This window comes from Gryllotalpicola reticulitermitis, assembly GCF_042651345.1.
Lineage (GTDB): Bacteria > Actinomycetota > Actinomycetes > Actinomycetales > Microbacteriaceae > Gryllotalpicola > Gryllotalpicola reticulitermitis.
In genome coordinates this window covers 249,374-274,533 of sequence record NZ_JBHSCN010000003.1, presented here as the reverse complement: position 1 = coordinate 274,533, position 25,160 = coordinate 249,374, and the positions used below count along the sequence as shown (strand labels likewise).

28 protein-coding genes are annotated in these 25,160 nt (G+C 68.6%); 3 read left to right on the top strand and 25 right to left on the bottom strand.

Annotated features, from left to right (window positions below; genetic code table 11):
* Positions 1-2 precede the first annotated feature (2 nt).
* On the bottom strand, positions 3-1,907 hold the full coding sequence (locus ACFOYW_RS05365; protein WP_390227718.1) for a hypothetical protein: 1,905 nt from the start codon (positions 1,905-1,907) through the stop codon (positions 3-5).
* A 193-nt stretch (positions 1,908-2,100) separates the two neighbouring features.
* On the opposite strand from ACFOYW_RS05365, the gene ACFOYW_RS05360 reads away from it, so the two are divergent.
* Together ACFOYW_RS05360 and ACFOYW_RS05355 are read left to right on the top strand one after the other, a co-directional pair.
* Positions 2,101-3,453, top strand: coding sequence for a DivIVA domain-containing protein (locus ACFOYW_RS05360; RefSeq protein WP_390227717.1), 1,353 nt, complete (start codon positions 2,101-2,103; stop codon positions 3,451-3,453).
* A 28-nt stretch (positions 3,454-3,481) separates the two neighbouring features.
* Complete coding sequence (locus ACFOYW_RS05355; protein ID WP_390227716.1) at positions 3,482-4,522, top strand: AI-2E family transporter; 1,041 nt, start codon at positions 3,482-3,484, stop codon at positions 4,520-4,522.
* A gap of 63 nt (positions 4,523-4,585) precedes the next feature.
* On the opposite strand, the gene ACFOYW_RS05350 is transcribed toward ACFOYW_RS05355, so the two are convergent.
* From ACFOYW_RS05350 to ACFOYW_RS05305, 10 genes are all read right to left on the bottom strand, one after another.
* A complete protein-coding gene (locus tag ACFOYW_RS05350; RefSeq protein WP_390227715.1) occupies positions 4,586-5,314 on the bottom strand; it encodes an alpha/beta hydrolase in 729 nt (242 codons plus the stop codon).
* 21 nt (positions 5,315-5,335) lie between these two features.
* Positions 5,336-5,641 (bottom strand): hypothetical protein, encoded by a 306-nt coding sequence (locus tag ACFOYW_RS05345; protein WP_390227714.1) that lies wholly within the window; start codon positions 5,639-5,641, stop codon positions 5,336-5,338.
* A 21-nt stretch (positions 5,642-5,662) separates the two neighbouring features.
* A complete protein-coding gene (locus ACFOYW_RS05340) occupies positions 5,663-6,364 on the bottom strand; it encodes an aggregation-promoting factor C-terminal-like domain-containing protein (RefSeq protein WP_390227713.1) in 702 nt (233 codons plus the stop codon).
* Between the two features lie 148 nt (positions 6,365-6,512).
* The gene (locus ACFOYW_RS05335) at positions 6,513-7,052 is read right to left on the bottom strand and encodes a DivIVA domain-containing protein (RefSeq protein WP_390227712.1); all 540 of its coding nucleotides are present in this window, start codon (positions 7,050-7,052) and stop codon (positions 6,513-6,515) included.
* 25 nt (positions 7,053-7,077) lie between these two features.
* Complete coding sequence (locus ACFOYW_RS05330) at positions 7,078-8,043, bottom strand: phosphatidate cytidylyltransferase (protein WP_390227711.1); 966 nt, start codon at positions 8,041-8,043, stop codon at positions 7,078-7,080.
* A 4-nt stretch (positions 8,044-8,047) separates the two neighbouring features.
* Positions 8,048-8,602, bottom strand: coding sequence for a ribosome recycling factor (frr, locus tag ACFOYW_RS05325; protein WP_390227710.1), 555 nt, complete (start codon positions 8,600-8,602; stop codon positions 8,048-8,050).
* A gap of 85 nt (positions 8,603-8,687) precedes the next feature.
* Positions 8,688-9,401, bottom strand: a complete 714-nt coding sequence (gene pyrH, locus ACFOYW_RS05320; protein WP_390227708.1) for a UMP kinase — start codon at positions 9,399-9,401, stop codon at positions 8,688-8,690.
* Between the two features lie 138 nt (positions 9,402-9,539).
* Positions 9,540-10,367, bottom strand: coding sequence for a translation elongation factor Ts (gene tsf, locus ACFOYW_RS05315; RefSeq protein WP_390227707.1), 828 nt, complete (start codon positions 10,365-10,367; stop codon positions 9,540-9,542).
* Positions 10,368-10,432: 65 nt separating this feature from the next.
* Entirely contained in the window at positions 10,433-11,281 is an 849-nt protein-coding gene (gene rpsB / locus ACFOYW_RS05310) for a 30S ribosomal protein S2 (protein WP_390227705.1), read from the bottom strand.
* Between the two features lie 183 nt (positions 11,282-11,464).
* Complete coding sequence (locus ACFOYW_RS05305; RefSeq protein WP_390227704.1) at positions 11,465-12,937, bottom strand: sugar porter family MFS transporter; 1,473 nt, start codon at positions 12,935-12,937, stop codon at positions 11,465-11,467.
* A 120-nt stretch (positions 12,938-13,057) separates the two neighbouring features.
* Between ACFOYW_RS05305 and ACFOYW_RS05300 the strand changes: the two genes are divergently transcribed.
* On the top strand, positions 13,058-13,582 hold the full coding sequence (locus ACFOYW_RS05300) for a M23 family metallopeptidase (protein ID WP_390227703.1): 525 nt from the start codon (positions 13,058-13,060) through the stop codon (positions 13,580-13,582).
* A 24-nt stretch (positions 13,583-13,606) separates the two neighbouring features.
* On the opposite strand, the gene ACFOYW_RS05295 is transcribed toward ACFOYW_RS05300, so the two are convergent.
* From ACFOYW_RS05295 to ACFOYW_RS05230, 14 genes are all read right to left on the bottom strand, one after another.
* A complete protein-coding gene (locus tag ACFOYW_RS05295; RefSeq protein ID WP_390227702.1) occupies positions 13,607-14,530 on the bottom strand; it encodes a tyrosine recombinase XerC in 924 nt (307 codons plus the stop codon).
* Between the two features lie 9 nt (positions 14,531-14,539).
* Complete coding sequence (dprA, locus tag ACFOYW_RS05290; RefSeq protein ID WP_390227701.1) at positions 14,540-15,796, bottom strand: DNA-processing protein DprA; 1,257 nt, start codon at positions 15,794-15,796, stop codon at positions 14,540-14,542.
* Positions 15,793-17,331 carry a YifB family Mg chelatase-like AAA ATPase gene (locus ACFOYW_RS05285; RefSeq protein WP_390227698.1) on the bottom strand — a complete coding sequence of 513 codons (1,539 nt, stop codon included), beginning with the start codon at positions 17,329-17,331 and terminating at the stop codon, positions 15,793-15,795. Before ACFOYW_RS05285 ends, dprA begins: the two co-directional genes overlap by 4 nt.
* Entirely contained in the window at positions 17,331-17,684 is a 354-nt protein-coding gene (locus ACFOYW_RS05280) for a YraN family protein (RefSeq protein WP_390227697.1), read from the bottom strand. The genes ACFOYW_RS05285 and ACFOYW_RS05280 overlap by 1 nt, the downstream gene beginning before the upstream one ends.
* Before the next feature lie 103 nt (positions 17,685-17,787).
* A complete protein-coding gene (locus tag ACFOYW_RS05275; protein WP_390227696.1) occupies positions 17,788-18,111 on the bottom strand; it encodes a DUF2469 domain-containing protein in 324 nt (107 codons plus the stop codon).
* 7 nt (positions 18,112-18,118) lie between these two features.
* Positions 18,119-18,784 (bottom strand): ribonuclease HII, encoded by a 666-nt coding sequence (locus ACFOYW_RS05270; protein ID WP_390227695.1) that lies wholly within the window; start codon positions 18,782-18,784, stop codon positions 18,119-18,121.
* Positions 18,781-19,539: a signal peptidase I gene (lepB, locus tag ACFOYW_RS05265; RefSeq protein ID WP_390227694.1), complete on the bottom strand. Its 759-nt coding sequence runs from the start codon at positions 19,537-19,539 to the stop codon at positions 18,781-18,783. Before lepB ends, ACFOYW_RS05270 begins: the two co-directional genes overlap by 4 nt.
* A 93-nt stretch (positions 19,540-19,632) precedes the next feature.
* Positions 19,633-19,980 (bottom strand): 50S ribosomal protein L19, encoded by a 348-nt coding sequence (gene rplS, locus ACFOYW_RS05260; RefSeq protein WP_390227692.1) that lies wholly within the window; start codon positions 19,978-19,980, stop codon positions 19,633-19,635.
* A gap of 131 nt (positions 19,981-20,111) precedes the next feature.
* The gene (gene trmD, locus ACFOYW_RS05255) at positions 20,112-20,828 is read right to left on the bottom strand and encodes a tRNA (guanosine(37)-N1)-methyltransferase TrmD (RefSeq protein WP_390227691.1); all 717 of its coding nucleotides are present in this window, start codon (positions 20,826-20,828) and stop codon (positions 20,112-20,114) included.
* 19 nt (positions 20,829-20,847) lie between these two features.
* Entirely contained in the window at positions 20,848-21,567 is a 720-nt protein-coding gene (locus ACFOYW_RS05250; protein WP_390227690.1) for a sirohydrochlorin chelatase, read from the bottom strand.
* Between the two features lie 68 nt (positions 21,568-21,635).
* On the bottom strand, positions 21,636-22,226 hold the full coding sequence (rimM, locus tag ACFOYW_RS05245; protein ID WP_390227689.1) for a ribosome maturation factor RimM: 591 nt from the start codon (positions 22,224-22,226) through the stop codon (positions 21,636-21,638).
* The gene (locus ACFOYW_RS05240; protein WP_390227687.1) at positions 22,226-22,462 is read right to left on the bottom strand and encodes an RNA-binding protein; all 237 of its coding nucleotides are present in this window, start codon (positions 22,460-22,462) and stop codon (positions 22,226-22,228) included. Before ACFOYW_RS05240 ends, rimM begins: the two co-directional genes overlap by 1 nt.
* A gap of 11 nt (positions 22,463-22,473) precedes the next feature.
* On the bottom strand, positions 22,474-22,890 hold the full coding sequence (gene rpsP, locus ACFOYW_RS05235) for a 30S ribosomal protein S16 (RefSeq protein WP_390227686.1): 417 nt from the start codon (positions 22,888-22,890) through the stop codon (positions 22,474-22,476).
* Between the two features lie 160 nt (positions 22,891-23,050).
* A complete protein-coding gene (locus tag ACFOYW_RS05230) occupies positions 23,051-25,153 on the bottom strand; it encodes an FAD-dependent oxidoreductase (RefSeq protein ID WP_390227685.1) in 2,103 nt (700 codons plus the stop codon).
* Positions 25,154-25,160 lie beyond the last annotated feature (7 nt).

Genomic DNA, 25,160 nt, shown 5'->3' with positions numbered 1-25,160 from the left:
TGCTAAAGCTCCCTCGCACCGATCACGGCCTGGGTGAAACCGAGCAGCTGAACCTGCTGGCCGGTCTCGACAGGCGGTACGTAGAACAGTAGCTGGTAGCTGTAATCGGTCTCCAATCCCTTGCTGGTCTTGGTCACGCCGGTGAGTGCCGCCGTCGGTCCATCGGTCTCGTTCAGCGTGATCTGCACCGCAGGATCGGTCGGCTTGATGGTCTGGGCCTCTTGCACGGTCGTGGAGACGAGCGCACCGGCGTTGTTCGTCGCGAACGCGATGGGCGCATCGGAGCCCGCCTTGTCCGCGAACGACAGCTTCGCCGCCGCCTTCTTCTTCACCAGCATGGCCTGCTGCTGCGCCTTGTAGGCGGCTCCGACCTGCTTGGCGAGGCCGTCCGCCGACTCCTCGAACAGCTTGTAGCTCGGGCTCTTCGCGCCGGACAGCAGCACGCTCGCATAGTCGGAGGCGAGCCTGCTGGGTGGAACGGAGAGCAGCTTCGAGTCCGGCGGGACGATCGAGGCGCCGATGCTCGCCGGCGCCACGTCAGGGATCTTGGCCCCGGCAAGCATGGTCACCGAGTACGCGACCTTGTAGTTGTCACGCGGCGTCGCCTGGGTGAGGACGAGATCGAGCGGAGCGGCCTTCGCGTTCGAGGCGTCGGAGACGATCACGTTGACCGTGCGCGGCCACGAGTCGGTCGCCTGCGGCAGAGAGACGCTGAGCTTCGCGTCAGTCGGGATCGCCGCGGTGGCGGCGTAGTTCGGCTTCGCCTTCCGGATCTTGTAGTTGACCTCGCGCTCGGTGAGAGCGGCGCCCGTGAACCGCGTCGCGGCAAGGGTCGCATTGCCGGTCGCGTCCGCCTGCTTCGCCGTCGCGGCCACGCGATCGACGATGTCGCGCAGCTGCGGCTCGGTGACAGCCGGCGCCGGCTGCCCGGCAGCGCCGTCACCCGGCAGCTGTGTCGTGATCGGTGTCGCGGTCGGGGTCGACGTCTGCTGCTGCCCGACGGACGGCCAGTAATCGGACGAGCACCCGGCAAGGGTGAGCGCACCGGCCAGAACGACGGGGACCGCGATCATGCCGCGCCCGACCGCACGCCGGCCGCGCGGGTCCGGACCAGCGGCCAGGACCTCGCCGCCGCCACCGCCGGCACGAGTCTGCCGCGGCAGCCGTGCTCGACGACCACCGCCGCGACGCGGCCCGCGACCGCGCCGCAGGAACCGGATCGCGAGGACGTAGAAGATGATGCCCGCGATCGCGAGGAGACCGCCGATCACGATCAGTGGGCCGGCCCAGGGCGTACGCGTGTCCATCGGCCACGTCACAGACACGTTCTTCGGTGCCGGGTGGGCACCGTCGGTCGCGATGATGACGCTGACGCCGTCTGGCACATTCATCGTCGTCTTCGCCGCCTTCGCACCGGTGAACTGCTCGAGCCACAGGTCGCTGCCGTTCGGGTTGGGCGCGGGTGCCGACGCTGACGCCGATGCGCCCGCGGAGGACGACGCGCTCGGCGACGAAGTAGCACCGGGGGTGGCGCTCGGCGTGGGGGTGGCGCTCGCGGACGGCGAAGGCGTCGAGTCAGGGCTCCCAGTGAGCACCTTGCCCGTCAGCGACTTCGTGGCGGGGTCGTAGCTCAACCGCTCATATGGCTCGGAGCCGATCCACGCCATCACGTCGGCGGTGCGACCGTATGCTACGAATGGCGCGTTCGCGCCGCTCACATCGAGGGTCTGTTGACCCTCATTGGCATTCAGGGTCGTACCCGAGATGACGACGTACGGCGCACTCGGGCGGATGTCGGCAGATGCGGTGATGTTGGGCGCGGGGGCCCACACGGTGCGTTGGGCGACCCCAACGCCGATCATGACCGCGGCGACGAGAAATGCCGCGATAGCAATGACGAAGCGCACAAAATTCCTTCCTGGCCGGTCGGCTCGATAGCGGGCCATCCACTAGCCAAAAGTCAATAAAGGGTATTCGATGCCCCTGGGCGATCCCAGGACGAAGCCTGAATGCGCAAAGCCGGTGCGTCCGACCGGGCTTGTACGATTTCTCGCAGGCAGCTCTTTCGCCCGCAGCCCACGACCTCACTGGAGCGCAGCAGTGACCACTGAAGAGTCCGAGTTCACGCAGGTATTCCGCGGCTATGACAAGGCCGAGGTCGACAAAGCGCTGCAAGAGCTGCGCCGCGAGCTGATCAAGGCCAACACCCAGGGGTCGGACGCGGCGAAGGAGATCAAGCGGCTCAACACGCGCATCGACGAGCTGAACGCCGAGATCGACGAGGTGGGCAGCCCCACCTTCTCCGGCCTCGGCAGCAAGCTCGAGAACACTCTGCGTGTCGCAGAGGAGCAGTCGACGCGCATGATCGCGCAGGCCGACATCGACGCGGAGAAGCTGCGCGCTCAGGTCGCACAGGAGGCCGAGCGCATTCGCAGCGCGGCGAAGGACCAGGCCGAACGCGTCGTCTCCGAGGGCAGGGCCCAGGCGGCGTCCACTCTGCAGGATGCGCAGATCGAGGCGAACTCGCTCATCGCCGACGCGCGTCGCGACGCGGAGCAGCACCTGCAGGACGCGCAGCGCGAGGCGGCGGCGATCCGCGGCGCGGTCGCGACCGAAGCGGCCGAAGCGCGAGCGACCAGCAAGCGGGAGGTCGCGGCTCTCAAGGCCGATGCCGAACGTGAGGCCGCCGAGGTGCGTGCGGCCGCCGCGCGGGAGGCGCAGTCGAGTCGCGAGACCGCCGCGGGGCTCGACACCGAGGTCGCCGAGCGGCGAGCCGACCTCGAGCGCGAGCTCGCCGACGCGCGCAACCAGCACGAGGCGCAGCTCGAGGCCGAGCGCATTGCGCACCGCCAGGAACTCGCTGAGCAGGCGGCGGCCCATGCGGCCGAGCTCGAGACCGAGCGCGCCGAGCACCGCACGACCCTCGAGCAGAGCCGCATCGACCAGGAGAACGCGCTCGCAGCACAGCGCAAGACCGTCCAGAGCGAGATCGACCGGCAGACCCGCGAGGCGGAGCAGGCGCGCATCGATCTCGAGGTCGAGCTCACGAGCCGACGCGACGAGGCCGAGAAGGACCACCTGGCACGCCACGAAGAGGCCGTGACGCAGTCCCAGCGCTTCCTCGACGATGCGAACGTGCAGCTGGCGGACGCGATCAGGCGGGCGCACGAGGCGCGCGAGGAGGCCACGGTGATCGATACGGATGTCCGCGCCGAGGTGCACGCGAAGCGCAAGGCCGCCGAGCAGGAGGCCGCGCAGATCGTGCACGAGGCGGAGGAACGCGCCCGGCTGCTCATCGAAGACGCCGAGAACCGCACCACGAAGCTCGTCGACGACGCGGAAGACCGGCTCTCGCAGATCCGCATCGAGCGCGAGTCGGTCGCGGGCTACTTCGAGAGCCTCCGAGGAGCGCTCCAGCAGGCCGAGCGCGTCGGCAGCGCCGACGACGAGTAGGGCGCCTCGATCCCGCTAGCCTGAACCAATGAAGATCCAGAACGCGTTCAGGCTGGGTCTCGTCGGCACGCTCGGAGTCGGCGTCGGCATCCTGATCCTGACCTCGATCGTCAACCTGACGACGGTCATCACCTACATCGGTGCCGCCCTGTTCATCGCCCTCGGCCTCGAGCCGCTGATCCAGTTTTTCGCCAAGCGAGGCGTGCCCCGCTGGGCCTCCATCGTGATCGTCTTCGTGGTGATCCTCGGCATCGCGGTGGGCGTGGTCTGGGCCGTCGTGCCGGCCATCGTCTCGCAGAGCACCCAGCTCGTGCAGGCCGTGACGGAGTTCGTGAACCAGGGCACCTATCAGGACTGGTACCAGTGGCTGCAGCATCAGTTCCAGCCCGGTGTCGTCGACAACGCCGTCGCCCAGATGTGGGCTCAGCTGCAGAAGCACATCGGCACCATCACCGGCGGTGTGCTGCAGGCCGGTCTGGGCATCATCAGCGGCGCGTTCGGCGTGCTGATCGTGCTGATCCTCACCATCTACTTCGCCTCGAGCCTCACCAACATCAAGCGGGGCGCCTACGCCCTCGTTCCGGCGAGCAAGCGGGAGCGGTTCGAGGACATCGCCGAGCAGGTCATGGACTCGGTCGGCAAGTACGTCATCGGCCAGGTCTCCCTCGCGCTCGTCAACGGCATCCTGTCGTCGATCTTCCTCAGCATCATCCACGCGCCGTACCCGCTTCTGCTCGCTGTCATCGCCTTCCTGTTCTCGCTGGTGCCGCTCGTCGGCACCCTCTCCGGGTCGATCCTGATCTGTCTGCTGTGCCTGCTGCTGGGGTCGCCCCTCACCACGCTCGTGGCGGCGATCTATTACCTCGTCTACATGCAGGTCGAGGCCTACATACTGAGCCCGCGCATCATGAACCGCGCGGTGGCCGTGCCGGGCGCGCTCGTCGTCATCGCCGCTCTCGCGGGGGGCACGCTGTTCGGGGTGCTCGGTGCGCTGATCGCGATCCCGTTCGCCGCCTCGGTCCTGCTGATCGTGCGGCAGGTGGTCATCCCCCACCAGAACGAGCTGTAGGTGCGTGCGAACTGACTGCACGCCCGCACGAGCTGACTGCGGGCCGGAACAGCGGGTAGCGCGCTACAGCGCGTACGTGTCAGGCATCGGCAGAGCAGACGGATTCGTGGCGCGCACGATCTCCGTCAGCACGGTACGGGTCTGAGCCTCACCGACCCAGAGGTGCTTCGCGCCCGGCACGGCGATGAACTCCGCCTCCGGCACGGCCTCGCGGAAGATCGGCTCGGCCTGCGCGGGCCGCAGGAAGTCGTCGTGCTCCGGGACCATCACGACCATGCGCTTCCCACTGCCGCGCCAGGCGGACAGCTCGTCGCGGGTGGCGCGATGCAGTGGCGGTGAGAGCAGCACCACACCCTCGATCTCGTCGTGGGCGAGGCCGTACTTGATCACCACCTCGGTGCCGAAGGACCAGCCCACGAGCCACGGATGCGGCAGGCCGAGGTCGCGCACGAATCGTACGGCGGCCTCGAGGTCGAATCGCTCTGTGACGCCATCGCCGAATACGCCTTCGCTCGTTCCGCGCGGCGAGCTGGTGCCGCGGGTGTTGAATCGCAGCACGGCAAGCCCGGCGAGCGCCGGAAGCCGCGCGGCGGCCTTGCGGATGATGTGCGAGTCCATGAACCCGCCGTGGGTCGGCAGCGGGTGCAGTGTGATGAGCGTCGCCGCAGGAAGCCCGTTCAGGGGCGTCGCGAGCTCACCGACGAGGGTGAGCCGGTCGAGCGTCGTGAGCGTGACGTCCTCGCGGTGCGCCGGCAACTCGACGGCCCCGCGGATCTCGACGAGCTCAGGCATCCGTCGCCCCTCTCTCGCGCCTCACGCGATCTTCCAACAATGGGTGTGCCAGTGCCGACGATCCGCGAGCGCCGCGTCGTCGCCGAAAATGCTGTCTGCGCGCCACACGGCGACGTGCTCGACACCCGGGAGAACCTCACGGCCGCAACCCGGGCAGACGTAGCTCTTACGCGCGTTCGCGGCTGAGATCGGCTGCACCGTGTACGTCACGCCCCGTCGGCTCTCGGTGTGGCGCCAACCGAAGGTGAGCCGCTCGACGTCGAGCCCCTCATCGTCAAAACCGCCCCGCGCGGTCTTTCGACCACGGGGGCGGTTACTGCGCGGCATAGAGCCAGCGTACCGGGGGTCTTAGTACCAGCCGGTCGACTGCGAGTGCGCCCAGGCGCCGCACGGCGTGCTGTAGCGACCCGTGATGTAGCCCATGCCCCACTTGATCTGGGTCTGGTAGTTGTCCTGCCAGTCGGGGCCGGCACTCGCCATCTTGCTGCCGGGCAGCGCCTGCGGGATGCCGTATGCGCCGCTCGGGTTCTCCGCGTGGACGTTCCAGCCCGACTCGCGGTTCCACAACGACACGAGGCAGCTGTACTGGTCGCTCCCCATGCCCATCGAGGCGAGGTACGACTGCGCCCACGCTTGAGCGCTGCCCGGTGAGGCGGCCGGAGCTGCGGGAGCTGCGGCCGTCGCGGCGGGCGCAGCTGCGGCAGCCTGCGGCGCGGGCACGGCAGCGGCAGCCGTCGTCGTGGTGCTCTGAACGGGCACCTGCGTCTGCGTCGGCTGCGGCGTCAGGGTCGGCTTGGGCTTCGGCGGAGCGACGACGGTCGTCGTGTAGTTCTCGTGCTGAACCGAAACCGGCTGATAGTCGGTGTTCACGTCGAGCGCTTGGGGGTGCTGGCCCGCGAAGCGGTCGGTCACGTGTTGGAACTGGACATCGGCTGACGCGCTCGCGAAGCCGTTCGGGTTGACCAGGTTGATCATGAAGAAGCCCGCGGCGGCAGCGAAGGCCAGCAGGACGACAATCGGGCGTGAGGTCTTTTTGAAGGAATTGTGCATGGTGTTTGTCGGGCGGCTGACGGCGGGGGCCAGGGCCGGGATCTCCGGACGCCGCGGCTCTCGTACCGTCTTAACTGCTACTCGCCTACCCACGATCACAGAACCATAACGGCGCTCGGGGCGGATACCAAACCGAAAAGGCTCAAGATCAGCGCACCGCGAGCATGACGTCCGTCACGGAGTCGAGCAGCAGGTCCACCTGCGCCTCGCTGTAGCCGCCGCGCTGGGGACGGAATGTCACGGTCCGCACGTCCTCGACGCCGATAGCAGAGCCCTCAGAGAAATACCTGATCAGCCGTGATGAAAATCGGTCGACTTCCTCCACGGAATAGCCCTGCTTGAGCAGGCCGACGCGGGAGAACCGCTCACGCTCGGGCCGGCTGAGGCGGTTCACGATCACCTGCGCCAATTCGCGCGCGCGACCGAACCATTCCTTTTCTCCGAGTTCGCTCCGAGCGGCCTGCCGTTCCCGGTTCGCGAAGACGTCCTCGAGGCGCTCGAGCGCAGCATCGACGACCCCCGGCTCATACCCGTCTTTCTTGAGGTCGAACGCCGCGTGACGGATGTCTGCCGCGGCCAGTCCCTTCGCACGGCCGTCGAACACCGCGCGCGCGTTGTCGAGAAAGTCGTCGACCTGAGCCGGATCGTAACCGCGCTTGCCGCGCGCGACATTGGGGAAGTTCGACATTGCCGTACGGCTCCTTGACTCGGGCTCAGGAGAACAGGGGGTAGAAGATCAGGTACAGAGCATAGGCGGCGGCAGCCGAGGGAAGGATGGAGTCGAGCCGGTCGAGCACTCCCCCGTGCCCGGGCAGCCAGCCGCTCATGTCTTTGATGCCGATGTCCCGCTTGATCAGGGACTCGGCGAGGTCGCCGAATGTGGCCGTGAGGACGAGCACTCCGCCGTAGATGAAACCGAACCACCACGGCACGTGCAGCATGAATATGGACAGCAGGATGCCTGCGATCATCGCCGCGGCCGCCGCCCCGGCGAAGCCCTCCCAGGTCTTGCTCGGGCTGATCGTCTGCGCCAGCTTGTGCCGCCCGAAATTGAGGCCCACCGCGTAGGCCCCCGTGTCGGTCGCGACCACCACGATCAGCATGCCGAGCAGCCACCACTTGCCGTTGGGCGACGCGATCGGCGAGGTGAGCAGGACCGCGAAGCTCGCGAGCAGACCGATATATGCCTGAACCAGAATGGATGCGGAGACATCGCGCATCAGGGCTTCGGCCCCACCGCGCCGGCTCGGCCAGGCGTACTCGATGACTCGCCACAGCACAACGAATGCCATGCCCGCGAGGGTGACCAGCCAGCGCGCATCCGCTGTCAGGTAATACGACGCGGGGATTGTGGCGAGTGCTGCGATCACACTCGCGGTGCGTGGGATGTCGCGCCCGGCCGCACGCAGGGCTGTGCCCAGCTCGACCACCCCGAGCGCGACGACGAGCGCCGCGAAAAGCATGAACAGCTCGGTGACGAAGATCAGGCTGGCGAGGACGAGCACGCCGGCGCCGACGCCGATCGCGATCGCCAGAATGAGGTCACGGCCGGTGCGCGCACGAATCCGCTGGCTGACCTGGTCGAACTGTGCGCGCGACTCCTGCAGCTGTCGCTCGAGATCGGCGCGCGCGGCCTGGGCTTGCGCCTTGAAGTCGGGGCCTTGCGGCCGCTGCGCCATGGTGTCAGACCTCGAGAAGTTCCGCTTCCTTGCGGGAGAGAGCCTCGTCGATCTGATCGACGTGCTTCTTGGTGAGCCCGTCGAGCTCCTTCTCACCCCGCGCGATCTCGTCTTCGCCCACGCTGTCCTTGAGCGCGTCGAGGTCGTCCTTCGCGTGGCGTCGGATGTTGCGCACCGAGACGCGCGCCTCCTCCGCCTTCCCGCGCACGACCTTGACATAGTCCTTGCGACGCTCCTGCGTCAGCTCGGGCATGACGATGCGGATGATGTTGCCGTCGTTGTTCGGCGTGACGCCCAGGTCGGCCCGGGCGACGATCGCCTTCTCGATCTCTTTCAGCGCGGTCTTGTCGAACGGCTGGATGAGAATGACACGTGCCTCGGGCACCTGCAGGGAGGCGAGCTGCTGCAGCGGCGTCGGGCTGCCGTAATAGTCGACCAGCACGCGGGCGAACAGAGCGGGGTTCGCGCGGCCGGTGCGCACCTCCGAGAAGTCCTCCTTCGCGGCGTCCACGGACTTGCCCATGCGTTCCGACGCTTCGGACAGGACATCAGCGATCACGGTAGCTCCTTAGTGGAAATGTCGCGTCGATTCTATCGACGCGCCCCTGGGTGAACGGCACCCGACGGCCGGGTCGGCGCCGAGGTCAGTGCGTGACCAGCGTGCCGATCTCCGCGCCCTCGATGGCGGCCTTGACGCTGCCGGCGGGCTCGATGCCGAACACCCGCATCGGCATCCGATTGTCCATGCACAGGCTGAACGCGGTCGAGTCGACGACCTTGAGACCGCGACGCAGCGCGTCCTGGTACGTGAGGTGCTCGATCTTCGTCGCCTCCGGGTCGTGCTTGGGGTCCGCGGTGTAGACGCCGTCGACGCCGTTCTTCGCGACCAGCACCGCGTCGGCGCCGATCTCGAGCGCCCGCTGGGCTGCGACGGTGTCGGTGGAGAAGTACGGCAAGCCGGCGCCGGCGCCGAAGATGACGACGCGGCCCTTCTCGAGATGGCGCTCGGCGCGGCGCGGAATGTAGGGCTCGGCGACCTGGGTCATCGAGATCGCCGACTGCACGCGTGTCTCGGCGCCCGCCTGCTCGAGGAAGTCCTGCAGGGCCAGCGCGTTCATGACCGTGCCGAGCATTCCCATGTAGTCGGCGCGGCCACGATCCATGCCGCGCTGGCTGAGCTCGGCGCCCCGGAAGAAGTTGCCGCCGCCCACGACGACCGCAACCTCGACGTCGCGGGCCGCGTCGGCGATCTCACGAGCGAGCGCAGCGATCACGTCAGGGTTGACGCCGAGAGAGCCGGCGCCGAACGCCTCACCCGACAGTTTCAAGAGGACTCTGCGCTTCGTGTCGTCGACCATCTAGGGGTGTCGTCCTTCCTGACTGTGTTGGGTTTGAGGCTACCGGTAATCGGATTCGGCTATGCGGCCTCGGTGCACAAAGGCGGGCATGCAAAGGGGAGCCCGGCGCCTTCCGGCTCCGGACTCCCCTGGCGTCAGTTACGCGCCGACCTTGAAGCGGGCGAAGCCCGTCACCGTGATGCCGGCGGCCTGTGCCACCTTGCCGACGGTCTGCGAGTTGTCCTTCGCATAGTCCTGCTCGAGCAGCACGACCTGCTTGTAGAACGCACCGAGGCGCCCCTCGACGATCTTCGGCAGAATCGCCTCGGGCTTGCCCTCCTGGCGCGAGATCTCCTCGACGATGCGGCGCTCGTTGTCGACTTTGTCGGCCGGCACCTCCTCGCGGGTGAGGACCTCAGGCGCGGCGAACGAGATGTGCTGCGCGATGCTGCGCGCCGTGTCTGCGTCAGCGCCCGTGTAGGCCACGACGACGCCGACCTGCGGGGGCAGGTCCTTCGACGTCTTGTGCAGGTAGATCGCGAAGCTGTCGCCCTCGAGGAAGGCGACGCGGCGCAGCACGATCTTCTCGCCGATCACGGCCGCCTGGTCGTCGATCACCTCGGCAACGGTCTTCGTCGCTGCCGGAGCCGCAAGCGCGCTGTCGAGGTCGGTCGCACCGGCCTCGACGATCGCCTGCAGCACGCCGTCGCCGAGCGCGACGAACTTGTCGTTCTTGGCGACGAAGTCCGTCTCGCACGCGAGCTCGATGAGCCATGCCTTGCCGTCGACCTCGCGGGCGGCGACGAGGCCTTCGCTCGTCGAGCGGTCGGCGCGCTTCGCGTTGCCCTTCGCACCCTTCAGGCGAAGGATCTCGACCGCCTTCTCGATGTCGCCGTCAGCTTCGACCAGCGCGTTCTTCGTGTCGACCATGCCGGTGCCGAGCTGCTCACGCAGCGCCTTGACGTCGGCGACGCTGAAATTAGCCATGGATCTGTGTGCTCCTCAGGGGTGTGAGAGGTGATGTGAGCGGGAAGTGTGGTCGGCGAGGTCGCTTACTCGGCGCTGGCCGCGGGCTCGGCGTCGGCGATCTTCTCGGTCTCGGCGCTCGACTGAGCGGGGACCGGCTCGACGGCCTCGGTGCTCTCGCCGGCGCCCAGCAGCTCCTGCTCCCACTCGGCGAGGGGCTCGGCCTCTTCGCCGTCGTCGGTCTGACCGTGCTTCGACATGAGGCCCTCAGCAGCAGCATCGGCCACGATGCGGGTGAGCAGCGCGACGGAGCGGATCGCGTCGTCGTTGCCGGGGATCGGGAAGTTGACCTCGTCGGGGTCGCAGTTCGTGTCGAGGATCGCGACCACGGGGATGCCGAGCTTCTGCGCCTCGTCGATCGCGAGGTGCTCCTTCTTGGTGTCGACGATCCAGACCGCGCTCGGGGTCTTGGTGAGGTTGCGGATACCGCCCAGCGTCTTGTGCAGCTTGTCGAGCTCGCGCTTCTTGATCAGCAGCTCCTTCTTGGTGAAGCCGCTGGTGGTGCCCTCGAAGTCGAGCTCCTCGAGCTCCTTCATGCGAGCGAGGCGCTTGGAGACGGTGTTGAAGTTGGTGAGCAGACCGCCGAGCCAACGCTGGTTGACGTACGGCTGACCGACGCGGGTCGCCTGCTCGGCGATCGCCTGCTGCGCCTGCTTCTTCGTGCCGACGAAGAGGACGGTGCCGCCGTGTGCGACGGTCTCTTTCACGAAGTCGTACGCCTTGTCGATGTAGGTGAGCGACTGCTGCAAGTCGATGATGTACGAGCCGGAGCGCTCGGTGAGGATGAATCGCTTCATCTTCGGGTTCCAGCGGCGGGTCTGGTGCCCGAAGTGGACACCGCTGTCGAGCAGCTGGCGCATGGTGACGACGGCCATGATGGTTCCTTTGTTGTTGAGGTTGATAGTCCTAGTGCCCGACACGCTCCCGCCCGCGACGACCGATGGACGTCGCAGGACCTGTGGGAGAGAGTGCCGCCGGCAAAGCGCCGGCCTCGAGGCACGCGTAGTCACCCCGACATGCGGGGTGCGGCGTCAGTCTATCAGGCGCGTGGCCGCCGATCAGGCGCTTTGCCGCGCCCTCCTTCGTCCCGGCCGGTTCTCGCGCAGGAACAGATCCTCGGTGCGCTCGAGGGCGACGCCCTTCGTCTCGGGCACGACCCAGAGCACGAAGAAGAACGATGCCGCGGCGAAGCCGGCGTAGATCGTGTACGTCCACGGCAGCGACCACGCGGACAGCGGCGGGAACGTCTCCGAAATGATGAAGTTCGCGATCCATTGGGCGGCAGCGGCGACGCCGAGGGCGCGCGCCCTGATCCGGCTCGGGAAGATCTCGCCGAGCAGCACCCACACGAGGGGACCCCACGTTGCACCGAACGCGATGATGAACACGTTCGCGGCGACCACCGAGACCACCGCCCAGGAGGTCGGCAGCGTCAGCTGACCGTTGTGCAGCGTCGCGAAGCTGAAGGCGACGGCCTCCAGGCCGAGCGTGAGCGCCATGCCGATCGACCCGACCAGCAGCAGGAGCCGGCGCCCGATGCGGTCGACGAGGGCGATCGCGATGAACGTCACCGCGACGTTCACGACACCGCTCAGCACCGACAGCAACGACGCCTGCGCGCCGAGCCCGACCGCCGTCCACAGCGAGTTGGAATAGTAGAAGACGACGTTGATGCCGACAAACTGCTGGAAGACCGAAAGGATGATGCCGATCCAGACGATCGGATTGAGGCCCAGGGCAGGGCCGCGCAGCGACGCCTTCGCGTTCTTCTTGTCCTCGGCGATGCCGCGCTCGATGTCGCCGATCGCCCCGTCGATCTCCTCTTTGGGCATGATCGTCGAGAAGACCCGCTGCGCTTCGTCACGACGCCCCACGAGCAGCAGATACCGCGGGGATTCCGGGATCCGCAGTGCCAGGAATCCGTACACGATCGCCGGGATCACGCCGACGATGAACATCCAGCGCCAGCCGCCGAGGTTGAGCCAGACCGCGTTGACCGGGTTGTTCCCCGCCGCGGCGTTCCATGCTGCATCGGACACGAGAGCGACGAGAATGCCGATCGTGATCGCGAGCTGCTGCAACGACGCCAGGCCACCGCGCACGCCCTTCGGCGCGACCTCGCCGATGTAGGCCGGGGCGATCACCGAGGCGATGCCGATGCCGATGCCGCCGATGACGCGCCACAGCATGAGGTCCCAGATGGTCTGGGACAGCCCCGCGCCGATCGCGCTGAGGAAGAACAGGATGGCGCCCACCAGCATCACGCGCGGGCGACCCCAGCGGTCCGCCAGTCCGCCCGCGATCCAGGCGCCGAGCGCCGAGGCGAGCAGCGCGACCGCGACGACGAAGCCCTTCACGAAGTCGAATGCCGGCCCGCTCACAGCCGGCTCGACGATCTGCTTTCCGATCGCGTCGACGGCGCCGTTGACGACGGAGGAGTCGAAACCGAACAGGAAGCCGCCGACGGCGGCGGCGATCGCCAGACCTGTGACTCGGCGGCGGAACTTCGGATCTATCGCGTCGGATGACATCGGTGGCCCCTCTCTGCCTATGACCACTCTTTCCCCCCACAGGGCCCGACCGCAATGGATTGGGCACACATCAGCACTTCTGCCCGGATGTCCTGCCGCACCGTCTGCGACGCTGCCGACATGTTCACGAAATGGCTGCGCATCGCGATGCTGCTCGCGATCGTCGTCGGCGCCTGGACTCTGCCGCAGGGCGCGCGGGTCGCCGCCGCAGCGCCGGCCCCCGATGCTCCGGCACCGTCACCCCGGTGGGCCTGGCCCGTCGTTCCCCCGCAGGTCAGCGCGTCATTCCTCGCGCCCGCCACCGCATACAGCGCGGGCCACCGCGGCATCGACCTGGTCGCCATGAGCGGTGACGCCGTGCACGCCCCGGCAGCTGGCGAGATCACAGTGGCACAACTCGTGGTCGATCGCCCCGTCGTGACGATCCGGGTCGACGACGACGTGCTCGTGAGCATGGAGCCGGTGAGCGTCACTGCTCCCCTCGGAGCGACGGTGGCACGAGGTCAGCAGATCGGGGTCGTCGCAGGCGGAGGGCACTGCGATGCGGGTTGCGTGCATCTCGGCGTGCGCGTCCGCGGCGAGTACATTTCGCCGCTGCTCTTCCTCGCGGCCGTTCCACCGGCGGTGCTGTTGCCGGCGAGGTGAATACGCGCACCCGCAAGCGGCGCTCTATGCGCGGGGGTGAGCCTGCGCATAACTCTGCTTGAGCCGCTCGACCGAGACATGCGTGTAGATCTGGGTCGTGCCGAGGCTCGAGTGGCCGAGCAGCTCCTGCACCGCGCGCAGATCCGCTCCCCCGTCGAGCAGGTGCGTCGCAGCCGTGTGCCGCAGGGTGTGCGGCCCGCGGGGGCCGCCACCGGGGTACGCCGACAGTGCTCGCGCGACGACGTCGTAGGCCGCGCGCGAGCCGAGTCTGCGGCCGGCCACCCCGAGGAAGAGCGCATCGCCGGCACCCTCTCCGCGCTCGACGAGCGCCGGTCGCCCAACCCTCAGGTAATCGACGATGGCGCTGAGCGCCGGCGTGCCGAAGGGGACGGTCCGCTGCTTGTCGCCCTTGCCCGTCACGGTGACGGTGAGGCGGTCGAGGTCGAGGTCGGGCACATCGAGCCCGACGAGCTCACCCACCCGGATGCCGCTCGCGTAGAGCAACTCGAGCAACGCGCGATCGCGCACCGCCTTCGCGTCTCCGGTCTCGGCCCGCTGCCGAGCGTGCTCGAGCAGCTCGACGGCCTGATTCTGTGTGACCACGCTCGGCAGGTGATGCCCGAGCTTGGGCGAGCTCAGCCGCACCCCGGGGTCGACGGAGAGGACTCCGCTGCGCGCCGCCCAGGCGGTGAACGCGCGGACCGACGCACTGCGGCGCGCAAGCGTCGCCGCCGCACTGCCCGCTTCGGCGGACTCCCACTGCCAGGCCCGCAACAACTCGAGGTCGACGGCTTCGATCAGCTCGACGGCCGACCGGCGAGCGAACTCGGTGAAGCTTCGGAGGTCTGACCGGTAGGAGCGGATGGTCGCGGGTGAAAGGCCGCGCTCGAACCGGGCGTGGTCGAGGAAGCTCTGCACGGCGCCTTCGAGTTCCATGTCGTCAAGCATGGTGCCGGTTCATTCCCGGCGCGGCACCGACACCCACCCGGCGTCGCCGGAACGGACGGTGCCGTCGAGCAGCAGCACGCCGAGCAGCGTCGCCGCCTCCGTCTCCGAGAGCCCGCAGCGCGCCGCGACATCACTGAGCCGGCGCGCCCTCGTCGCACTCAGGGCGGTGATGACCCGGCCGTACCGCGGGTCATCGGGATCGGCTAGCGGTTCCGGGGCCGGCCCCTCACGCCCGGACGCGAGCTCCACGACGTCCTCGACGGAGGTCACGAGCTGCGCGGGCTGCTCTCGCAAAAGGTAGTGGCAGCCTCCCGATGTCGGGCTGGTTATCGGCCCGGGGACAGCGCCGAGCGGTCGCCCGAGTTCGCCACAGTGATTGGCGGTGTTGATCGAACCGGAACGCCTTCCGGCCTCGACCACCACTGTCGCACTGGCCATTGCGGCGATCAGCCGGTTCCTGGCGAGAAAGCGGAACGGTGTCGGCGGTGTACCGAACGGCACCTCCGCCACCACGGCGCCGTCCCGCGCGACGCGCGCGAGAAGCTCGCTGTTCCCGCGCGGGTAGAAGCTGTTGAGACCGCCGGCCATCACGGCGACCGTGCGCCCCTTCGCAGCGAGGGCCGCTCGATGGGCAGCCGCGTCGATGCCGTACGCGCCACCCGACACCACGGTCCAGTCGCGATCGGCGAGACCGGCCGCCAATTCGGTCGCGACGTGCGTGCCGTAGCCCGTCGATGCCCGGGTGCCCACCAGAGCGACAGCGTGCGAGAACTCGGCCAGGAGCGCCGGATCGCCGAGGCACCACAGCACGAGCGGCGCATGGTCGTTGAGATCGGACATGCCGGGCGGCCAGTGCTGGTCAGCCGGAGTCAACAGCGTGCACCGCGATGCGGCGGCCATCGCGAAGACCGTCTCGATCAAGGTTCCCGTCATGCGCGGATGCCAGCGCAGAAAGCCGGCGCGAACGCCCGGGAGCGGCTCTCTGCCCTGCTCGTCGTAGGCCTGGGCCACGGCGCGCGCGATCGCCGTGGCTTCAGCGCGCAGTGCCGCCGCGGTCGCAAACGCGTTCCGGCGCAGCACGAGGCGCAGTGCCGGCGCGGCGCCGAGATCGGCGATCATCTGCCCGGCGATCCCGTCACCGGGTTCGGCCAGCACGCTCCAGATCACCCGCGCGGTCAGCTCGGCATCGTCACCGGACAGACCGGGCCGCAGCCGGTCCCACAGTGCGGCGCGCTCACGCCCGGACATTGCCACGGATGCGTTCATGCCGCCCGCCGATCACGCAGCGCCAGCGCCTCGCCGAGGTGAGCCGCCCCTGGCGACGAGGCGCCATCGAGATCCGCGAGCGTCCACGCGACGCGGAGCACTCGGACGAAACCGCGCATCGTCATGCCGGAGCCCTGATAGTGCTTCTCGAGTGCAGCTGTGATGTTGCGCGGCAGGCGCCCGGGCCCATCGGTGAGCCAGCGACTCGGGATGCGGGCGTTGACCCGCCACGGCAGACCCGCGAAGCGCTCGGCCGCGGCGCCGCGAGCCGCGATGACGCGTTTCCGTGCCTCGTCGCTGCTCAGACGGCGCTCCTCGTCACCGCGCCGCAGCTGGGCCGGTGACAAGCGCCGCAGGGAAAGTTGCAGATCGATCCGATCGAGCAGCGGACCAGAGACACGGGCGAGATACGCCCGCCTGCGCCCGGGGCTGCAAGTGCAGTCGCCGTTGCCGGTGACACCGAACAGGCCGCAGGGGCACGGGTTCGCGGCGATCACCAGCTGGAATTCCGCCGGGTACGTCGCTTGCTGATTGGCCCGGCTGATCGAGACGAAGCCCGATTCCAGAGGCTGCCGCAACGCGTCAAGCGCATTTCGCTGGAATTCGGGCGCCTCGTCGAGGAAGAGCACGCCGTGCGTCGCCCGCACGGCGGCGCCCGGTCGGATACGCGAGCTCCCGCCGCCCACGAGAGCGGCTGCCGACGCGGTGTGGTGCGGGGCTTCGTACGGGGGCCGGGTGACGAGTTCGGTCGCCGACCCGAGCTCGGTCAGCGACCGGATGGACGTCGCCTCCAGCGCGGCGGACGCATCGAGGTCGGGGAGGATTCCCGGCATGCGCTCCGCGAGCATCGTCTTCCCCGCGCCCGGCGGCCCGACGAAGAAGAGATGGTGGGCCCCGGCGGCGGCCACGACGAGCGACCGCACGGCCTGCTCGTTCCCGATGACGTCGGAGAGGTCGGTCTCGTCCGTGCGATTCTCAGGGCTCGGCACAGCCAGCACGGGCTCGACCTCGACCGGCGTGAGCGCGGCACCGTGCCGGATCGCCGCTTCGCGCAGAGACCCCACCGGCACGATGTCGGCGCCGGCGACGAGGCGTGCCTCTTCGACGTTTCCGGCCGGGACGACGACGCGCTTCGCGCCTGCACGTATTGCGGCGTGCACCGCCGGGAGCACTCCGAGAACGGGGCGCACGCGCCCGTCGAGGCCGAGCTCCCCGAGATGGACGGTGCGTTCGATCGAGCTCTTCGAGAGTTTGCCGTCGGCCGCGAGCGCGGCGAGGGCGATGCCGAGATCGAAACCGGAACCATGCTTCGGCAGCACCGCGGGCGACAGATTGACCGTGACCCGACTCTGCGAAAGCGAGCACCCGGAATTGGAGGCGGCGGCGAGAACGCGATGCGCGGCCTCGGCGAGCGACGCATCGGGCAGCCCGATGAGCTTGAACTTCGGCAGGCCGGCGCTGATCGAGGCTTCCACGTCGACGGGTGCGCCGCGCAGACCCTGCAGTGCGATGGCGAGCGTGCGTGCGACCCCCATCAGCCGACTCCGCGCAGGTGCTCGATGCGCGCAGGACCGTCGAGGCCGCCGATCACCGCAATGACATCGAGCCGGATACGCCCGAGAGCCTCGCCGGCGGCGCACCACTCCCCCGCAAGACGCCTCAGCGCCCGCAGCTTTCGCGGGGTCACCGCCTCGAACGGATGCCCGAACCGCAGCGTCGACCGCGTCTTGACCTCGACGAACACCGTGGTGCCGCCCTGCTCGGCAACAATGTCGAGCTCACCCCGCCGACCACGCCAGTTCCGGTCGATGATCCGATAGCCGCCCGCTTCGAGGAACCGGGCCGCGAGCTGCTCCCCGCTCCTGCCGATGATGTCTTTTTCCGCCATGCACGGCAGCATCCCGGCATCCGCCCGAAAGCCGCTCGGCTGCCAGCCCTCACCGTGGACAGCACGCCGGCATCATCACCTGTGCTGGGGAAGAGGCACCGTGCTATTCGTCGAGCGCGAGCTCCTTCGGCAGCTCGAACTCCTTGCTCGACAGCTCTTCGATGTTGACGTCTTTGAACGTGAGCACCCGCACGGATTTCACGAACCGGTCTGCGCGATACACGTCCCACACCCACACGTCGTGCATGGTGATCTCGAAGTAGAAGTCGTGCTCAGTGTCGCGGCGGGCGAATTCGACCTCGTTCGCCAGATAGAAGCGGCGCTCGGTCTCGATCACGTACTTGAACTGGCTGACGACGTCGCGGTACTCGCGGTACAGGGCCAGCTCGACCTCACGGTCGTAGTCGTCGAATTCGTCCTCGTCCATCAGGGGTTCAGTCTATGGCCGCCGCGGCACCATGAAGCCACGTGCGACGGTGGTGGTCACTCGCACCGAACTGGGCCAGAGCCGCGAGATGGGCGGCCGAGCCGTAGCCCTTGTTCGACGCCCAGCCGTAGGCCGGGAACGTCTCGTGCAGCGCGACCATCAGCCGGTCGCGATGCACCTTCGCAATCACCGACGCGGCCGCGACCGAGGCGCAGGCCAGGTCGGCCTTGACGCGCGTCGTGACGGACATGCGCCGCTCGAGAACAGGACTCAGCCAGTCGTGATTGCCGTCGAGCAGAACGGATGCCTCATCGACCGCCGCGCCACCCGCACTCAGCTGCCCGAGCGCACGCCAGCCGGCGAGCCCGAGCGCCGTGACGATGCCGTGCTCGTCGATCTCAGCGGGCGTCGCCTCGCCGACGGCCGAGTGCAGACCCCACGCAGCACAGCGCGGCGCGAGCTCCTCGCGCACGGCCTGCGCCAGCAGCTTCGAGTCGCGCAGGCCGACAGGGAACGGTGCCACCGCCGCATCGATCACCACCATGCCGACCGCGACAGGCCCGGCAAGCGCGCCACGACCCACCTCATCGACGGCGATCAGATACCGCGTGCCCGCGGCGAGCAACTCGCGCTCGACGTCGAGCGTGGGCGTCTTCGCGTCTACGCTCGTCACTTGCTCTTCTCGACGCCGCGGAACACGTCGGGGAAGTTCGACAGCCAGCTCCACCGGGAGATCGGCCAGCTGATCACGAACGCTCGACCGACCACGTCTTTCTCGGGCACGAACCCGCCGCTCGGCAGGTCGGTGTGCAGGCTCGAGTCCTCGGAGTTGTTGCGATTGTCGCCGAGCACCCAGAGCTTGCCCGGCGGCACCGTGACGTTGAAGGTCTTCCCGGCGGGCAGCGACCCCGGCTGAACGACGGTGTACGGCTCTTTGATCGGCGAGCCGTTGATCGTGATCTGATTGAGCGCGTTGCAGCACACGACGTGGTCGCCGGGAAGCCCGATGACCCGCTTCACGAGGTGATTGTCGCTGTCGGCCGTCGCGAGGCCGATGAAGGTGAAGAAGTCGCTGAAGCCGCGGGCGACCGGATTCTTCGACACGGGCGCCGCCACGTTCTCGCCGGGCGTCAGCCACCCGCCCGGGTCGGTGAAGACGACGATGTCGCCGCGATGCACCGGGATCAGCTTCGGCTCGAGCTCGTTCACGATGATCCGGTCGTTGATCATCAACGTGTCTTCCATCGACGCGGACGGAATGTAGAACGAGCGGATCAGGAACGTCTTGATCAGGAACGACACCAGCAGGGCGACGATGAAGATGACGACGATGTCGCGCACGAACAGCCAGACGGTGCGGCCTGTGGTGCGCTCGGCCGCCTTCGCCGCCGCTCGGGTCTCGGTCGCGTTCGTCGTGCCGTGAGTCATCTTGCCCTTGTCCAGGAGCGTCCATCAACGAGCAGAGCCCCCGAGCCAGTTTAGGGGCTCGGGGGCTCTCGAAATGCTAGGAGCAGCTGAGGACTACGCCTCGCGCTTCTCCTTGATCTTGGCCTTCTTACCGCGCAGTTCGCGCAGGTAGTACAGCTTGGCGCGGCGCACGTCACCACGGGTGACGACCTCGACGTGGTCGATGACCGGCGAGTGGACGGGGAAGGTGCGCTCGACACCGACCTGGAAGCTCACCTTGCGAACCGTGAACGTCTCGCGCACGCCGTGGCCCGAGCGGCCGATGACGACGCCCTGGAAGACCTGGATACGCGAGCGGTTGCCCTCGATGATGTTGACGTGCACCTTGACGGTGTCGCCGGGGCGGAAGTCGGGGATGTCGGACTTCAGGCTGGCGGCATCCACCTGGTCGAGGATGTGCATGGCTATTCGCTCTCTGCGACCGCCACAGGTCGGGCGCGGTTCAAGACTTCGAAGAATGGGATTCGCCGCACGACTGCGGCTCCCCTGTGGCAGGGCCGCGCGCGGCACAACGATCTATTGTGACAGATCCGTCAGTGTTCGCCCAAATCCAGCAGGTCCGGGCGCACTCGGCGCGTGCGCTCGAGCTGCTGTTCGTGCCTCCAGGCCGCGATCGCCCCGTGGTTGCCCGACAGCAGCACGGGCGGCACCTCGAGCCCGCGCCAACTCGCGGGCTTCGTGTAGCTCGGGTACTCGAGCAGCCCGTTCTCGTGGCTTTCCTCGACGAGCGACTCGGGGTTGCCGACGACGCCCGGGATCAGGCGTCCGATCGCCTCGATCATCGCCATGACCGCGACCTCGCCGCCGTTCAGCACATAGTCGCCCATGGAGACGAGCTTGACCCTGGCGCGCGACGCCACGTGGTCGAACACCCGCTGGTCGATTCCCTCGTAGCGGCCGCACCCGAACACCAGCCGCTGCTCGTGCGCCAGAGCGCGGGCGGTCGCCTGCGTGAACACCTCGCCGGCCGGCGACGGGAAGATCACGAGCGGATCCGCGCCGGCCACCGCGGCACCCGGCTGCTCTCCCAGCAGTTCGTCGAACGCCTCACCCCACGGCTCGGGCTTCATGACCATGCCCGCGCCACCGCCGTACGGAGTGTCGTCGACCGTACGATGCCGGTCGTGCGTGTGGTCGCGCAGATCGTGCACGCCGAGCTCGATGATGCCGCTCTGCCGAGCCTTGCCGAGCAGGGAGATGTCGAGCACATCGAAGAACGACGGGAAGATCGTCACGATGTCGATGCGCATCCCCCAAGTTTATTGACGGCTAAATCGCCAGCTGCGCCACCCCGGCACGGTAGCGCTCCACGACGACCGAGACGAGCGCAGAGGGCGGCCGATGCCCCGGAACGAGGAGCGGGCCCGCCACCAGGTCGCCACCTGCCTCGGCCATCGCGCGGGCGAATCGCCCCGGCGACAGCAGGTAGCTCGCCACCGCGACGCGGCTCCCCGGGTGCAGTCTGCGCATCGTGTCGACGGCGATGGAGAGTCGCGGCACCGCCGCCGTGAAGAATCCGACCGTCACGTATCGCTCGAGCACGTGCGCGAGCCGCCGCCCGACCTCGACGCTCTCGCGGACGGCGTGGTGATCGCTCGAGCCCGCAGCCGCCATGACGACGACATCGCCCGTGCTGAGACCGCTGCGCTGCAGCCTGCGCACCATGAGCTCGACGATCGCGTCGTCCGAGCCGATGGCAGGCGTGAGCACCGTCGGACGCGACTGGTCGCCCCCCAGCTCACGCTCGAGGTCGTCGTGCACGCGCGCACCGGGCGACAGCATCAGCGGCACCGCGATCACCGGCTCGCCTTCGCGCAGCTCCCGGAGAAACGCGGGTCCGAGGCCCGGGTCGTGCACGTCGAGGCGGGCGGGAACCACGTGAACCTCGGGCATCGCGCGTTGCACGGCGTTCACGAGGACGAGGAGCGCACCGTCATCGATCAAGTCCTCCCCTGCCTCGACGACGATGAGGAGGGCCGGCCCGATCATGGCTCGAACGTATGAGAGCCGTGTTTCAGGCGAGAGCGCCGCATGTTTCACGCAGATGAAACGGCGGGCTACTGCGCGGACGGCTCCTCAGCGGGAGCGTCGTCATCGGGCAGCTCTTCGAACAGTCCGGCCGGCGGAGTCACGGTGATCGTTCCGGCTGCGACATCGACGGCGGGGACGATGGCCGACACGAACGGGACCAGCACCTCGCCTGCCTCGGTCTCGACCGCGAGCAGATCCTGCGCGGGCATGTGATCGACGCGCGCGACTCGACCCACCTGGGTGCCGTCGCGCAGCACTGCGAGCCCCACCAGCTGGTGGTCGAACCATGCGTCGTCTTCGCTCGGCTCATCGGAGGCTTCCACCCACAGGATCGCCTTGACGAGGCTTTCCGCGCCGGAGCGGTCGTCGATGCCGGTGAAGAACCCGACCGGATGGCCGTTGTACCAGCGCAGCTCACGGAGCTCGATGCTCTTCCCGTGCCACTGCGACGTGTCGGGGACCTGGAGCGAGAAGACGGCCCCGGGCACGAAGCGGCGCTCGGGGTCGTCGGTGTACAGCTCGAGCTTGAGGGCGCCCTTGAGCCCGTGCGCCTTGGTCAGCCGACCGACGCGAAGCTGAGTTCCAGCGGTCGGTTGAGAGGACTCGAGCGCCGCCATCAGCGGTCTGTGTCGACGACGTCGACGCGGACCCTCTCGCCGCCCGCCAGCGCGTTGACGACGGTGCGCAGGCTGCTCACCGTGTGACCGCCACGGCCGATCACCCGGCCGAGGTCCTCGGGGTTCACGCGAACCTCGAGGACCTCGCCGCGAGGCGAGCTCTTCTGTGCGACCGCGACGTCGTCAGGGTGATCGACGATGCCCTTGACGAGGTGGGTGACAGCGGAAGCGAGCATTGTGATGAGACCTACTCCGCGGCCTCGTCGGCGGCCGGGGCCTCAGCCTCGGCGGGCTCCTCGGCCTTGACCGGAGTCTCGGTCTTCGGCTTCAGGACCGGCTTCTTCTTCTCGTCGGCGACGAACTCGGTCTTGCCCTCGGGCTGAATGACCTTGCTCTCGGTGTCCTTCTCGCCCTTGAACTTCGCCCAGTCACCGGTGAGCTTCAGCAGCGCGGCGACCTGCTCGCTCGGCTGCGCGCCGACGCCCAGCCAGTACTGTGCGCGGTCGGAATCGATCTCGATGAGCGAGGGGTGCTCGGTGGGGTGGTACTTGCCGATCTCTTCGATCACGCGACCGTCGCGCTTGGTGCGCGAGTCGGCGACGACGACACGGTAGTAGGGGGCACGGATCTTGCCGAGGCGCTTGAGGCGGATCTTGACAGCCACAGTTCTCCAGTTGGTATTCGTAAGTGATGAGCGAACTGACTGCCCGGGCTGTGGGGTGCACACCCGCGCAGGAGGTCTGATGGAGGCTTCACGCGTTCGGATAGAGGGTCGGAACGCACAAAGCCGACGTTCTATTCTGCCAGACGATGCGACAGGGAAACTAATCGGCGAGAAGCCGCGCCGCCGCGAGCCCCTCGCTCGTCGCTCGGACGGCGTCCACGAACCGCGCGTCACGCGCGCCTCCGACGATTTCGTGACGGATGCCGCGCGCCGCGAGCCCCTCGGACAATGGCTCATGCCGCTCCTGGCCCGCACAGATCACGACGGTCTGACCGGGAATCAGCTCGACCGTGCCGTCCTCGTGCACGACCTCGACGCCGTCGGGCGTGATGCGGCGGTAGTCGATGCTGGAAAGCATCCGTACGCCCGCGTGCGTCAGCGCGCCGACGTTCACCCAGCGGCTCGTGATGCCGACGCCCTGCCCGAACCTGCCGCCACGGCGCAGCAGCGTGACCTCACTGCCGGGGCGCGGCGAGAGCAGCGCGCGAGTCGGGCGCGAGCGCGCGAACTCGGCCGAGCCGTCGAGCCCGAAACGCTCCTCGAACGCGAGCGCGCGCGCCTTCTCGTCATGCGACTCGACGAGGAACGCGGCGAGGTCGACGCCGATGCCGCCGCCGCCGATGATCGCGACTGTGCCGGCGGGGACCCCGCGGCGGATCGCCTGCTCGTACGTCAGCACGTTCGGCAGCCCGGCGCCCTCGATGTCGACAACGCGCGGTGTGACTCCGGTGGCGACCACGACGCCGTCGAAGCCGTCGAGCGAGGCGGCGGACGCCTCGTGCCCGGTCCAGATCTCCGCACCGGCGGCCTTGAGCCGTGCGGACGCCGACCGCACCGTGAGCGCGTAGTCCTCTTTCCCGGGCACCCGCGCCGCGAGCGCGAATTGGCCACCCAGGTCTTTGCGCGCCTCGAACAGCGTGACCACGTGACCGCGCCGGGCGAGATCGTCGGCCGCGGCGAGCCCGGCCGGCCCCGCACCGACGACCGCGACACGCTTGCGGTCGTTGGTGATGCCGAGCGGGAACTCGGTCTCGCGGCCCGCGCGCGGGTTCACGAGGCAGCTGATCGGCTGGAACGTCAGCGAGCGGTCGATGCAGGCCTGGTCACAGCCGATGCACGAATTGATCAGCGGGAACTGCGCCGCGAACGAGCGGCGCACGATCTCGGGGTCGGCGAGGAACGGCCGGGCCAGCGCCACCGCATCGACCTGCCCGCGCCCGAGAATCGCCTCGGCATCACGCAGGTCGACCACGCGGTTGCTCGCGATCACGGGCAACGCGGGTTTCGCCGCGTGCACCACCGTCGCGACCCGCTCGCCGTACGCGACCCACGCACCGTGGGGTACGGATGCCTGCACCGTCGGCACCACGGACTCATGCCACCCGACGCCCATGCTGAGCGCGTCGACACCGCGCTCGGCCAGGGCCAGAGCGAAGGCATCCGTCTCTGCCTCGCTGGTGGAGCCCGGCATCAGGTCGGTCGCCGAGATGCGAACGGTGATCGGGAAGTCGGCACCGACCGCCTCACGCACCGCTGCGAAGACGGCGAGCGGAAAGCGCATACGCGCGGTGTGACTGTGCTCCCCGGAGGGATCGACGCCCCACTCGTCGTCACGCAAATTCGTGAGCGGCGAGAGGAACTGGTTGAGCAGGTAGCCCTCGGACGCCATGAGCTCGACGGCGTCGAAGCCCGCCTCGCGCGCAGCCGTGGCCGAGGCCGCGAAGTCGGCGATGGTCCGCTCGATGTCGGCGCCGGTGAGGGCCCGGGGCACGAGCCCGCGCGCCGCGCGCCACGGGACGGGGCTCGGGGCAACGGCCCAGTCGCCGACCGCGTAGCGCCCGGCATGGAACAGCTGCGCCGAGAGGAGACCGCCTGCCTCATGAACCGCCGTGGCCGCGGTCGCGAACGAGCGCCGGGTCGATGCATCCGTCATCACGACATAGTCGGGTCCGCCGCGCGCCTCGGCGTTCACCGAGATACCGCCCGTGATCACGAGCGCCGCCCCGCCCCGCGCGCGCTCGCGGTAGAAGGCCGCGAGCGCCGCTCCCCCGTCGTCCAGACCCTCGAGCCCCGTGTGCATGCTGCCCATCACCACACGGTGGGGCACTTCCAGGGGGCCGAGGCGCCATGCGGTGCGCAGCAGCGGCAATCCGGTGGACTGCCGCTGGTCCGCGCCGCCGCCGAACGCGGGAGTGCTGGGCAAGAGACTC